The organism is Moraxella sp. CTOTU49097 (assembly GCF_032064105.1).
In the GTDB taxonomy this organism is placed as follows: Bacteria; Pseudomonadota; Gammaproteobacteria; order Pseudomonadales; family Moraxellaceae; genus Faucicola; species Faucicola osloensis_B.
Genome location: NZ_DAMBOA010000022.1, coordinates 1 through 13,630, shown reverse-complemented (window position 1 = coordinate 13,630; position 13,630 = coordinate 1). Strand labels below are relative to the sequence as shown.

At 45.0% G+C, this 13,630-nt stretch carries 9 protein-coding genes and 1 pseudogene; 3 read left to right on the top strand and 7 right to left on the bottom strand.

All coding sequences use genetic code 11. From position 1 onward, the window contains the following. Window positions 1–43 precede the first annotated feature (43 nt). Window positions 44–2,332: a class 1a ribonucleoside-diphosphate reductase subunit alpha gene (gene nrdA, locus RT064_RS09675; protein WP_313063098.1), complete on the bottom strand. Its 2,289-nt coding sequence runs from the start codon at window positions 2,330–2,332 to the stop codon at window positions 44–46. A 527-nt stretch (window positions 2,333–2,859) separates the two neighbouring features. On the opposite strand from nrdA, the gene RT064_RS09670 reads away from it, so the two are divergent. The 3 genes from RT064_RS09670 to tadA all read left to right on the top strand — a co-directional run bounded on the left by RT064_RS09670 (window position 2,860) and on the right by tadA (window position 4,732). After that, entirely contained in the window at window positions 2,860–3,348 is a 489-nt protein-coding gene (locus RT064_RS09670; RefSeq protein WP_313063096.1) for a MaoC/PaaZ C-terminal domain-containing protein, read from the top strand. 117 nt (window positions 3,349–3,465) lie between these two features. Beyond that, the gene (gene ung, locus RT064_RS09665; RefSeq protein WP_313063095.1) at window positions 3,466–4,182 is read left to right on the top strand and encodes a uracil-DNA glycosylase; all 717 of its coding nucleotides are present in this window, start codon (window positions 3,466–3,468) and stop codon (window positions 4,180–4,182) included. 16 nt (window positions 4,183–4,198) lie between these two features. Then, complete coding sequence (tadA, locus tag RT064_RS09660; protein WP_313063094.1) at window positions 4,199–4,732, top strand: tRNA adenosine(34) deaminase TadA; 534 nt, start codon at window positions 4,199–4,201, stop codon at window positions 4,730–4,732. 124 nt (window positions 4,733–4,856) lie between these two features. On the opposite strand, the gene RT064_RS09655 is transcribed toward tadA, so the two are convergent. The 6 genes and pseudogenes from RT064_RS09655 to ilvD form a co-directional block, all read right to left on the bottom strand. Further along, a complete protein-coding gene (locus RT064_RS09655; RefSeq protein WP_313063093.1) occupies window positions 4,857–5,231 on the bottom strand; it encodes a HopJ type III effector protein in 375 nt (124 codons plus the stop codon). 275 nt (window positions 5,232–5,506) lie between these two features. Further along, window positions 5,507–5,689, bottom strand: a pseudogene (gene csrA, locus RT064_RS09650) (carbon storage regulator CsrA); the annotation flags it as partial. A 318-nt stretch (window positions 5,690–6,007) separates the two neighbouring features. Next, window positions 6,008–7,291, bottom strand: coding sequence for an aspartate kinase (locus tag RT064_RS09645; protein WP_313063092.1), 1,284 nt, complete (start codon window positions 7,289–7,291; stop codon window positions 6,008–6,010). A gap of 228 nt (window positions 7,292–7,519) precedes the next feature. Next, entirely contained in the window at window positions 7,520–8,311 is a 792-nt protein-coding gene (gene yghU, locus RT064_RS09640) for a glutathione-dependent disulfide-bond oxidoreductase (protein ID WP_313063091.1), read from the bottom strand. A 296-nt stretch (window positions 8,312–8,607) separates the two neighbouring features. Continuing rightward, a complete protein-coding gene (gene alaS, locus RT064_RS09635; RefSeq protein ID WP_313063089.1) occupies window positions 8,608–11,280 on the bottom strand; it encodes an alanine--tRNA ligase in 2,673 nt (890 codons plus the stop codon). A 290-nt stretch (window positions 11,281–11,570) separates the two neighbouring features. Beyond that, window positions 11,571–13,487, bottom strand: a complete 1,917-nt coding sequence (ilvD, locus tag RT064_RS09630) for a dihydroxy-acid dehydratase (RefSeq protein ID WP_313063088.1) — start codon at window positions 13,485–13,487, stop codon at window positions 11,571–11,573. Window positions 13,488–13,630: the final 143 nt, after the last annotated feature.

Below are 13,630 nucleotides of genomic sequence, written 5' to 3'. Positions count from 1 at the left end.
AAAAACTAGGGATAATCCATCAGTATTATCCCTAAATACTCTCTTATAAAGTACAAGCGCCGCCAGCACAGCCATTTTCAAGGTCGTCTTGGGCATCATTTGCGCCATCACGGGTGTTATGATAGTACAGCGTCTTAACGCCCAATTTATACGCCATCAACAAGTCTTGAATCATCACCTTCATCGGGACACGGCTATCTTCAAACTTGGTCGGGTCGTAGTTGGTATTCGCTGAGATGCTTTGGTCAATGAATTTTTGCATAATCGCCACAAGACTCAAATAACCTTTGTTATTTGGCATTTGCCATAATAGCTCGTATTGATCTTTGAGCTTATCAATCTCAGGTACTACTTGTTTTAAAATACCGTCTTTTGATGCTTTGACAGATACCAGACCACGCGGTGGCTCAATGCCATTAGTTGCGTTAGCAATCTGGCTAGAGGTTTCTGATGGCATCAAGGCGGTCAAGGTTGAGTTACGAAGACCGTGGGTTTTGATATCGTGACGCAGCGCTTCCCAGTCGAGTTGTAGCGGCTCATTACAAATCGCATCAATATCTCCTTTATACGTATCAATCGGTAAAATACCTTGTGAATACGTGGTATCGCCAAATGCAGGACAAGCGCCTTGCTCTTTAGCCAGTCTATTTGACGCCACCAACAAATAATACTGTAAGGCTTCAAAAGTGCGATGGGTTAAACCGAGCGCCGTAGGATCTGAATATTTGGTGCCATTTTTGGCAAGATAATAGGCGTAGTTGATGACACCAATACCCAGCGTGCGGCGTTTCATGGAACCATTTTTAGCAGCGATGACAGGGTAGTCTTGGTAGTCAAGCAAGGCATCTAGCGCACGCACGATCAGTTCCGCGGGCTCTTTGATGTCTTCTAATTGGTTGATTTCACCCAAGTTAATCCCTGATAACGTACAAAGGGCGATTTCACCGCTTTCATCATTGATGTTGTCAAGCGGTTGGGTCGGTAGCGCGATTTCCATACATAGGTTGGATTGGCGAATTGGCGCAACACTTGGGTCAAACGGACTGTGGGTGTTGCAATGGTCAACGTTTTGCACATAGATACGACCCGTGCTGGCACGCTCTTGCATCATCAGGCTAAACAACTCTTGCGCGGGCACACTGCGTTTGCGAATGGATTCATCTTGCTCATATTGCTCATATAAACGCTCAAACTCGGCTTGATCGGCAAAAAAAGCATCGTACAAACCTGGCACATCCGATGGTGAAAACAGGGTCACGTTTTGATTTTTAATCAATCGGGTATAGATGGTTTTATTGATTTGTACGCCATAATCCATGTGGCGAACACGGTTATCTTCCACACCGCGGTTGTTTTTGAGCACCAGCAGATTTTCCACTTCCAAATGCCAAATCGGGTAGAACAAGGTCGCTGCACCACCGCGCACGCCGCCTTGTGAGCAGCATTTGACGGCAGTTTGGAATAGTTTGTAAAAAGGAATACAGCCGGTGTGCTGCGCTTCACCGCCACGAATTGGGCTACCTAATGCGCGAATACGACCCGCATTGACACCAATACCGGCACGCTGTGACACGTAACGCACGATGGCACTGGTGGTGGCATTGATACTGTCTAAGCTATCATCGCATTCAATGAGTACACATGAGCTAAACTGACGCGATGGGGTACGCACGCCCGACATGATTGGCGTTGGTAGTGAGATTTTGAAAGTGGACGTGGTGTCATAAAAGCGCTTGATGTAATCTAATCGCGCAGCCTTGTCATATTGTTTGTCGTAACTGGCAAACAGACACATACCAACGAGCATATACAAAAATTGCGGGCTTTCAAAGACTTGTTTGCTGACGCGGTCTTGCACCAAGTATTTGCCTTCCATTTGTTTGACGGCGGCATACGCAAAGCTCAAATCACGGTTGTGGTCAATATAGTCATTGAGTATATCAAATTCTTCTTTGCTAAAGTCTTGCAAAATATGGGCATCATACCGACCTTCTTGGGTCAGTTTGGTGACATGGTCAAACAAATGCGGCGGCTCAAACTGACCAAACGCGATTTTGCGTAAATGAAAAATTGCCAATCGCGCTGCCAAATACTGATAATCAGGCGTTGCTGCAGAAATCAAATCCGCAGCTGATTTAATGATGGTTTCATGGATGCTTTTGGTGGTGATTTTGTCATAAAACTGGATATGTGAGCTGATTTCTACTTGTGAGACGGACACATTATCGAGCCCTTCTGCTGCCCACTCGATGACTCGGTGAATCTTATCCAAATCAATTTTTTCCAAACGCCCGTCGCGTTTTTGCACGAGGATATCTTCAGTACGAGTCATAATACGTTCCTTTTTGTTACCTATTTATCAACGTCATATCTGTATGTATTTAAAAGGCGCTGAGTGAGAGGTGGTGATATAAAAATGTCAAATAAAACAGCTAACCGAAAGTATAGTGAGTATGTGTGCCGCTTTTAACGACCGCTTTTGAGCCGAAGCTGCATTACGTATGTAGCATCGCAAAGTCATTGCCATATTATTGCAAGGTTTTGCAAAAAACTACTATATCTAGGGGTTGTTTTATTATTTCGCACAATATAGCCTAAAAAAATTTGTAATTCTAGCTTGTATTTTTTTCAATTTTTTGCCTATTTTTCTGCAAAAATCCTAGACGCTTGATTTTATTAGCAGTTCATCAAGTCAAGCAAAAAGATAAAAAATTTGTAATTGTTAAAGTCAGCTGGGTTCATGAACGCGTAGTCATTGTCATAAAAATTTGCGAAATTTATGCTATAGTCAAACCATCAAAACGATTTTGTAATCGTGGTTTTTTATGAAATTAATCAACAAGAACAAAAGGACGGACAATGACAACTTTTAGTAATTTTACCTATGAGGAATTAACTATCGGGCAAACTGCCAGTATGACCCGGCAAGTGACCGTAGATGATGTCAAAGCATTTGCGCTTGTTACCCATGACTACAACCCTGCGCATCTTGATAATGAGTATGCCGAGCAAAGCCAGTTTAAAGGCGTGATTGCCCATGGTATGTGGACAGCCGGCCTATTATCAGCCTTGATTGGTACCAAATTTCCAGGCTTGGGGACAATTTATCTGAACCAAAGTTTGTCGTTTCGTCGTCCTGTGCATATCGATGATACCTTAACCGCGACCTTGACGGTGAAAAGTAAAGACGATAGCAAAAAATGGGTGGTGTTAGATTGCCAAGTGACCAATCAAGAGGGTAAGGCGGTAGTGACAGGCGAAGCGCAAGTAATTCCACCCACTGAAAAAAGCAGCCGTGAAGCGGTCGAATTAGACGATTTTACCCTGCGTCAAACTTTCTCAGAATAATCAGTCAGTATAGAATAGACAACATAGAAGTGTTCCACTTATTGATGACAATTATTTGCTACAATAAAGCCAAGAAATTCTTTGGCTTTTTTAATAATTTTTGATAGCAGATAAACCATGAAAACATTAACGCCTGAACAACAACAAGTTTTAGCCAATGTCAAAATGCCTGACGATTGGAAGCACGCCTTGGCGACAGAGTTAACGAGCAGCAATATGGATAAGATTCGCCAGTTTTTGCGAGATCAATATCATGCGCAAAAAGTGATTTATCCCTCGGGTAGTCAGATGTTCAATGCGTTTAATTTGACGCCTTTGTCGCAGGTTAAAGTCGTGATTTTGGGTCAAGACCCGTACCATGGCGCGGGACAAGCGATGGGGTTATCTTTTTCTGTGCCCAAAGCCATTCCCAAACCCCCGAGTCTACAAAATATTTTACGAGAGCTCGCCGCCGATTTGGGTATCGCCCCGTCAAAACATGGCGATTTGACCCATTGGGCAACCCAAGGGGTGCTGCTACTCAACAGTATGTTATCCGTAGAAGCAGGGCAGGCAGGCAGCCATCAACGTATTGGCTGGGAAACGTTCACTGATGCAGTGATTGAGGCTGTTAATCAGCACTGTGAGCACTGTGTTTTTATCCTATGGGGGAGTTACGCACAGAAAAAAGGCCGTTTTATTGATACCTCTAAGCATTTAATCATTACAGGCACGCATCCATCACCGCTTGGTGCCAATCGGGGTGGTTTTTTTGGCACGCGTCCTTTTTCCAAAGCCAATGATTATCTGATAGCGCACGGCAAAAGCCCGATAGATTGGCATTTGCCACAGTAGTTTGGGTGGTATCATAATGAGTGAAAGTGAGGATAACTGTTGTGAAACAGGCCTTTGTGACAGCGATTACGCCTTTATGCAAGCGGCGCTTGACGTTGCAGCCGAGGGCGGTCAGCTAGGGGAAGTGCCAGTGGGTGCGGTGATTGTGCATCAAGGCGCCATCATAGCCAAAGGCTACAATCAACCGATTTTAAGTCATGATGCCACGGCCCACGCCGAAATAGTGGCAATAAGGCGAGCGTGTCAATATTTTGACAATTACCGTCTGCCAGCGGATTGTGAACTGTTTGTCACGCTTGAGCCTTGCACCATGTGTCTAGGAGCGATTATTCACGCCAGAGTATCGCGCTTGGTTTTTGCAGCGACAGAGCCGAAAGCAGGCATGATTGTCAGCCGACAGGATTTTAGCCAAGTGGCGTTTTATAATCATTTTTTGACCGTAAAACAAGGCGTAATGGCAGAGCAAAGTCGCGCGTTATTGCAGGATTTTTTTCGCCATCGCCGTGAGCAAAAAAAACAAATACGCGAGCAGTTAAGGGCAAACCAATAACCAATGAGTCTCTCAAAACCATTCTTTAAAATCAAAAACATTGGATAAAAAAAGGCAACCCATCGGCTACCTTGTTTGACGCAAAAAACGGTTAGATTTTAAGAATTAAGGATATTAAATGATGTTATGACGCTTTTGGCGTTAACGCTTTTGGTACTAAACAGTTACGCTGCATTAAAAAGCCTTGCCAGCCAAAAAATCTAAAGTTACGGATATTGGCATGGTTTGTACCTTTTGGCTCTGCTTTAACACTGTCATAGTGCTCAGCAAACAGTTTTAGCGTATCTTGTTGGGTCAAATGGTTGAGTAGCGCAAAGCCGAATACTTTCGCACTGCCTTCATTTTCGCCTGCCGAATTGTGCACTTCGCCATTGACAAACTCAGTTGGGCGATAGTCATAGTAACTATCGATAGTAGCCAGTACGGAAGCAAAATCTAGCGATTTGTTTTCTAGTTTAGCTAATAGTTTTGATAGTTCTAGCTTATCAATAGCGCTCATAGTTACTCCAAAAGTCAAAATAGCGGCCGTCATTAACGATTAAAATAATCGTCCTCAAACGGATCAAACGCTGGGTTAAAATTATTGTTGGTCTGACCAAAACCGCGGTTTTCCACACGGTTTTCTAAATGACGCATTTGCTGACCGCTGTTGCGCGGTTGAGAGGGTTTACTGCGCTCTTGGGGAAAGGCCTCATGACTGGCTGCCCCAAAACCACTGCGGTCTTGACCCATTCTATCATGGGCGGCAAAATCGACTGGGTGATTATCATAACCCATGCGTTCATGCCCAGTGCGTTCATGCAAAATTCTTTGATAAATCTCTTCACGGTGTACGGCAATGTCTTTTGGCGCATTGACGCCCAGTCTGACTTGGTTACCTTTTACACCTAGTACGGTGACACTGACTTCGTCACCTATCATTAACGTTTCGCCAACACGGCGAGTCAAAATTAACATGCGTCACACTCCTTATGTCGCAACAAGTACCATCAATGTCCTATGATGATTCAACGATAAATTGGCTAAATTCGTCAAATATATTATCATGTATCATTGCCCAATGATACGTTAAAGACAGACTGCAAAGGCATAATTTAAGCGAACTCATCATGCTTGGCGGCTATTTGCCAACAGTCAAAATAGGCATTGAGGGGTCAGTTGCATTTGTGCCCAATAAACGAGATGCCATTATAAACGAAATGCGGAAGTAAAAAAAAGGTTAACACCCGCAAAACGCGAATATTAACCTTGTTTTTGTGGGGAATTACAAATTTCTTATAATCCAGCAACCTTGCTTTCACCGTCTTCACGGTCAATACCAAAAGCGGTATGTAATGCTTTAACCGCTTTTTCCAGTTGTTCTTCTTGAATCAGTACCGAGATTTTGATTTCGCTGGTAGAAATCATTTGGATATTGATGTTGTTTTCTGCCAGTGTTTCAAACATTTTGCTTGCCACGCCTGCATGTGAACGCATTCCAACACCCACCAGTGATACTTTAACCACTTTGTTATTGCTCACGATTTCTTTGCCGCCAATCTCAGCAAGATTGTCACCCAAAATCGCTAGGGTTTTATCAAAATCACCACGGTTAACGGTAAAGGTAAAGTCGGTCAATCCGTTTTCTGCGATGTTTTGGATAATCATATCGATTTCGATATTGGCCGCACTGATTGGGCTTAAAATCGATGACGCAATACCAGGGCGATCAGGCACTGCTAAGATAGATACTTTAGCTTCGTCACGGTTAAAGGCGATGCCCGAAATAATTGGTTGTTCCATGCTGTCTCCCTCATCGGTGGTAATTAATGTACCTACATTCTTTTTAAAATCATCATCGAATTTACCATCGGCGTTTTCATCAAAACTGGATAAAACACGCAGTGGTACTTGGTATTTGCCGGCAAATTCAACCGAGCGAATTTGCAACACTTTTGAGCCAAGGCTTGCCATTTCTAGCATTTCTTCAAAGGTAATTTTTGATAATTTTTTGGCTTTTGATGTCACCCGTGGATCCGTAGTATATACGCCGTCGACATCGGTATAGATTTGACATTCATCGGCAGATAGGGCAGCAGCCAGTGCAACCCCGGTGGTGTCCGAGCCTCCACGACCTAAGGTGTTGATGTCACCTTTTTCATCCACACCTTGGAAACCCGCCACTACAACGACCATACCAGCATCGAGTGCAGCACGAAGCTGAGTATCATCGATATGTTGAATACGGGCTTTGGTATGGCTATCATCGGTACGAATCGCCACTTGTCCACCAGTCATTGACTTGGCGCTCACACCGATTTCATTTAATGCCATAGCAAGTAAAGAAATCGATACTTGCTCACCGGTTGACACCATTTGGTCATATTCACGAGCGTTCGGCTCTTTACTGATTTGACGTGCCAAATCAATCAAGCGATTGGTCTCACCACTCATCGCAGAGACGACAACCACCACTTGATGACCATTGTCATGCCAACGTTTGACGCGCTGTGCCACATTTTTGATACGTTCGACACTACCCATCGACGTACCACCGTATTTTTGTACGATTAAAGCCATTGTCAATACACCCTATAATATCGTGCACGTTGTTTGCAATTGCTATGCAAGACTTGCCATACCAAGTCCCTGATGGATTGCTTAGCAGATTGTTTACAATGTCACGAAACGTAAATTAAACGGTACTTTATACCATATTTCCCAATTTTGGGGCAAGGCAAAATTGCCAAAAATCCCCAAATGACTGGCTGAAAATTGGATGGGTATTATGAACCAAAAGTTATCAGTTTAGGCAATCGGTTGTAGGGGTAAGGTTACAGCGCGTTGCACAGCAGGACGGTCATGCAGGTTTTTTGCCCAGCGTTGTAGATGGGTGTAGTTTTGCACTTGTAAAAACTCGCCAGCGTTATACAATTTGCCCAGTGCCAACTGACCATACCATGCCCAAATCGCCATATCCGCGATACTGTAGTCATTACCTACCATAAACGTGTGAGTCGCTAAATGTTGATCGAGTAAATCTAATTGGCGTTTGGTTTCCATGGTAAAGCGATTGATAGCATATTCAAACTTCTCTGGGGCATATGCATAAAAATGCCCAAAGCCGCCACCGACATACGGCGCAGCGCCCATTTGCCAAAATAGCCATGACAGACATTCGGCACGTTTAGCGGTGTCTGCTGGGATAAACTGCCTAAACTTTTCGGCAAGGTATAGCAAGATAGCCCCTGATTCAAACAGTTTAATCGGTGGATTAACACCGTTATCCACCAGTGCAGGGATTTTAGAATTGGGATTGATGGCAACAAAATCTGAGCCAAATTGGTCGCCATTCATGATGTCGATTTTGTAGGCGTCATACTGTGCGCCCTCAATACCGAGCTCTGCCAATTCTTCAAGTAAGATATTGATTTTGATACCGTTTGGCGTGTTTAAGCTGTAAAGCTGCAAAGGGTTGTTACCAATCGGTAAGTGTTGCTCGTGGGTCGCTCCTGCGGTAGGGCGGTTGGTACTGGCAAATTTGCCACCGTTTTGGCTATCATTTGTCCAAATTTTGGGGGGCTGGTAATGATTGTCCATGATGTTTCCTTTTTGATTATAAGTTTTTTAAAGCGCTAGGCGTGTTTTAAAGCTTCGTTGGTTGATAAGATGCTAGATGTGATTATAGACACGACTATAAATGCGATTATAGTGATGATTATACACAATGTGCTTTAGGCTTTATGATACCGAATGTTTGGCTAAAGTAAATGGCACTTTGATTAAGCCTGATTAAACGCATGCCTTATATAGCCGCATAAATATAGTCGCATAAAAAATAACCCCATAAAAAAAGCCGAATAAGTAATTCGGCGTTTTTTTAGGGTTAGTTTTAATTAGGCAAGTCGCTCAGCCAACCAATTTGGTAGCGCATCTAATACGGTTGGCAATCCTGCCACATCACTTGCGCCGCCTTGGGCAAAGTCTGGCTTACCACCGCCTTTACCGCCAAGCTGCTCGCTTAAGTGTTTGATGATATCGCCCGCTTTGATTTTGCTAGTTAAGTCTTTGCCGACACTGGCTGTCAGCGCAATTTTATCGTCAGCCACGCCAGCGAGCACCACGATGCCATCATGCAATTTTGACTTCATGTCATCGGCAATCGTGCGTAATGCTTTACCATCCATGCCTTGTAAACTTGCAATCAGCACTTTTTGTCCATTGATATCTTGCACGTTGTTGATTAAGTCTTTGGCTTGGCTGCTGGCCAATTTTTGCTGCAAACGCTCAAGCTGTTTTTCAAGGTCGCGTGTTTTGTCGGTCAGTTGATGGACACGCTCGGCGATTTCGTCGCGCCTTGCTTTGAGCTGACTGGCAAGTTGATTGAGCTGTTTTTCACCTTGTTGCACATATTTGACTGCGCCCATGCCTGTCACCGCTTCGATACGGCGAATGCCTGCCGCGATACCTTGCTCACTGACGATTTTGAATAAGCCGATATCACCCGTGCGTTGTACATGCAGACCACCACATAGCTCGATGGAGAAAGGCTTGCCATCTTTATCTACCGTACCCATCGACAATACACGAACCGTGTCACCATATTTTTCACCAAACAGTGCCATCGCGCCTTTGTCTTGCGCTTGCGTCATGCTGAGCATTTCTACAGTGGCAGGTTGGTTGGCAAGGATTTGTTGGTTAACGATGTTTTCAATGGTGATGATGTCTTGCTCAGTCAAGGCTTTGTCATACGAGAAGTCAAAACGCAACACCTCACTATTGACCAATGACCCTTTTTGGGTGACGCCTGTGCCAAGATGCTCACGAAGGGCGGCGTGCAGTAGGTGAGTGGCGGAGTGGTTTTTGGCACTCATGGCGCGTACTTGGCTTGCGACGCGTGCTTCGCTTGACTGACCCTGGCGGATACTGCCCATTTTGACCACGCCATGATGGATGATGGCTTGACCCGATTTTTTGGTGTCTTGTACTTCAAATACGCCGGTTTCGGTTTGGATATCACCCAATTCACCGGCTTGACCACCGCCTTCAGCATAAAAAGGCGTTGCCGATAATACAATGACCCCTTCATCGCCTTCCTGCAATTGTTCAGCAGATTTGCCCTCAAGGTATAAGTGGGTAATAGTGCTGCTGTGTTCTGCTTTGTCATACCCCAAAAATTCAGTGGCACTGTCAACTTGAATCAATTGGTTGTAATCAACGCCAAATTTACCCGCTTCACGGGCGCGGGCGCGTTGCTGCGCCATGCCTTGTTCAAAACCGGCTTCATCAATGCTGATGTCACGTTCGCGCACGATGTCCGCCGTCAAATCGGCAGGGAAGCCATACGTGTCATACAGTTTAAACACTGTTGCACCCGATAAAGTATCGCCAGATTTTAAGCTATCTAATTCTTGGGATAACAGCTTGAGACCTTGTGATAAGGTTTTGGCAAATTGCTCTTCTTCTTTTAAGATGGCTTGCTCAATGTTGGCTTGCTGTTCCCGAAGCTGTGGGTAGGCATCGCCCATGATTTGGGTAAGTGGCGCGACCAGTTTGTAGAAGAAATTATCAGTTGCACCTAATTTGTTGCCATGGCGAACCGCGCGGCGGATGATACGACGCAGCACATAACCACGACCTTCATTGCTTGGCAGTACGCCATCTGCAATCAAGAAGGAAACCGAGCGGATATGGTCAGCAAGCACTTTGAGTGATGGCTCAGACTGTAAGTCGATATCGTTTGGCAAGCCGATCACTTGCGCCGCGTGCTGCATCAGATGGGTAAATATATCGATTTCATAGTTGCTATGCACGCCTTGCATGATGGCACTAATACGCTCTAAACCCATTCCCGTATCGACACTTGGCGCAGGCAGTTTTTCAAGTGTGCCGTCTTTTTGGCGGTTAAACTGCATAAAGACGTTGTTCCAAATCTCGACAAAACGGTCGCCGTCTTCTTCAGGTGTACCTGGCAGACCGCCCCAGATATGCTCGCCGTGGTCATAAAATACTTCGGTACAAGGACCGCAAGGACCTGTGTCACCCATTGCCCAAAAATTATCCGATTGGTATTGACCGCCTTTATTATCACCAATACGAATGATACGCTCGGCAGGCAAGCCCACCACGTTATGCCAAATATCAAAGGCTTCATCATCGGTGTGATACACCGTCACATAAAGTTTATCTTTGGGTAATCCAAGCCACTTATCAGATGTCAAAAACTCCCAACAAAAAGGGATGGCTTGTTGTTTAAAATAATCACCAAACGAGAAATTACCGAGCATCTCAAAAAACGTATGGTGACGCGCGGTATAGCCGACGTTGTCAAGGTCATTGTGTTTACCGCCTGCGCGCACACATTTTTGTGAAGATACTGCACGTTTATAATCGCGTTTGTCTATCCCTAAGAACACATCTTTAAATTGGTTCATACCAGCATTGGTGAATAGCAGGGTAGGGTCATTGTGTGGGACTAGGCTCGATGATGCCACTGGGGTATGACCATTTTCGGCAAAATAATTGATAAAAGCTTGACGTATATCGGCTGAAGAAAACGGACGGCTCACAGCGGCTCCTTAAGAGTTTTCAAAATTAAGTTTGGCATATATTATCAAAAAAATGTAAACATTGTATTTTAGCAGAATTCATCCGATGTGGATAATGCTTTTATAAATCGCATCTTTTATAAAACTTACCTTTTAAAAACCGTACATGGTATCTAAAACTGTGGACATAAAGTATGAGCTTGGCAAAATTTTTCATGGCGCTAAAAAAAAGACCGATAAGTAGCATCGATCTTTTTTGATAATTCTTTTTTGACAATTTTTTTGATAGTAATGTCGTTTGGAGTAAAAAATTAGCGCTCTACTTGACTGACATCACGCACCGCGCCGGTATCCGCGCTAGTTGTCATCGCTGCATACGCCCGCAAGGCTGCTGACACTTGGCGTTCACGATTGACAGGTTTCCAAGCTTGGTTGCCACGGCTCACCATCGCTTCTCGGCGTTTTTCAAGTTCGGCAAACTCAACCGCCAAATGAATCGAGCGATTAGGGATATCAATCTCGATGGTATCGCCTTCATTGACCAAACCGATGGTACCGCCTTCAGCGGCTTCTGGGCTCACGTGACCGATGGATAAACCCGACGTACCCCCTGAAAAACGACCATCGGTAAGTAGCGCACAGGCTTTACCCAGACCTTTTGATTTTAGGTAAGAGGTGGGATACAACATCTCTTGCATACCGGGACCACCTTTTGGACCTTCATAGCGAATCACCACGACATCACCGGCGACGATGCTTCTTGCATCATCCGCATCTGCCAAAATGGCAGCCACGGCGTCATCTTGGCTCTCAAAAACACGGGCACGACCGGTAAATTTTAGGATGCTGTCATCCACGCCCGCTGTTTTGACCACACAGCCACGTTCAGCGATATTACCAAACAATACCGCTAAACCGCCGTCTTGTGAGTAGGCAAATTCTTTGCTACGGATACAGCCAGATTCGCGGTTGACATCAAGATTGGACCATTCATTGTTTTGGCTAAAGGCTTGCGTGGTGCGTACCCCACCTGGGGCTGCAATGTAACGCTCACGTGCCTCGGTATTATCAGGATTCATGATATCCCATTGGCTAAGCGCTGCTTTGAGTGAAGCACTATGAACGGTGGGGACATCGGTTTGCAGCAGGTTTGCGCGATCAAGCTCGGCTAAAATTGCCATCACCCCGCCAGCGCGATGCACGTCTTCCATATGGTATTTTTGTGTCGCAGGGGCAACTTTCGATAGGCAAGGGACACGGCGGCTTAAACGGTCAATATCCGCCATTTTAAAATCTACTTGGGCTTCATGGGCAGCAGCAAGCAAATGTAGAATAGTGTTGGTTGAGCCGCCCATGGCGATATCAAGGCTCATGGCGTTTTCAAATGCTGCTTTGGTCGCAATTGAACGTGGTAATACGCTGGCGTCATCTTGCTCATAATAACGTTTGGCAAGTGCTACGATACGGCGACCTGCTTCTAAGAATAAATCTTTACGTTTGGCGTGAGTGGCAAGTAACGAGCCATTGCCAGGCAGGGATAAGCCTAAGGCTTCGGTCAAACAGTTCATCGAGTTGGCGGTGAACATACCTGAGCATGAGCCACAAGTTGGGCAAGCAGAACGCTCAGTTTGTGCCACATCTTCGTCACTAATCAAGTCATCTGCCGCATCAATCATGGCGTCGACTAGGTCAAGTTTGCGAATTTTTTCACCCAATTCATTCATCACCGTTTCATGGGTGGTATGTCCATCGCCCAACGTAGATGCCAATACTTTGCCCGCTTCCATTGGACCGCCCGACACAAAAATCGTTGGGATATTAAGGCGCATCGCTGCCATCAGCATACCCGGGGTGATTTTGTCGCAATTGGAGATACAAACTAGCGCATCGGCGCAGTGGGCATTGACCATATACTCCACGCTATCGGCAATTAAATCACGGCTAGGCAAGCTATAGAGCATACCCAAGTGACCCATGGCGATACCATCATCCACAGCAATGGTGTTAAATTCTTTGGCAACACCACCTGCCGCTTCAATCTCGCGGGCAACCAACTGACCCAAGTCTTTTAGGTGTACGTGACCGGGTACAAACTGGGTAAACGAGTTAGCAATCGCGATAATCGGTTTGTTAAAGTCCTCATCTGTCATACCGGTTGCACGCCAAAGTGCGCGTGCACCCGCCATATTGCGACCAGACGTGGAGGTTTTTGAGCGATATTGTGGCATGGTTGTTCCTTATTTCTAATAGTCAATACAAGTGATAAATTTAGCACTTAGTGTACTCTGTCTCGACCAAAAGGGCTAGTCATGGCTCATGATAGATAGTTATAATTGGTTTTAAAGAATGGCATATTAGCCACCCTTATCAT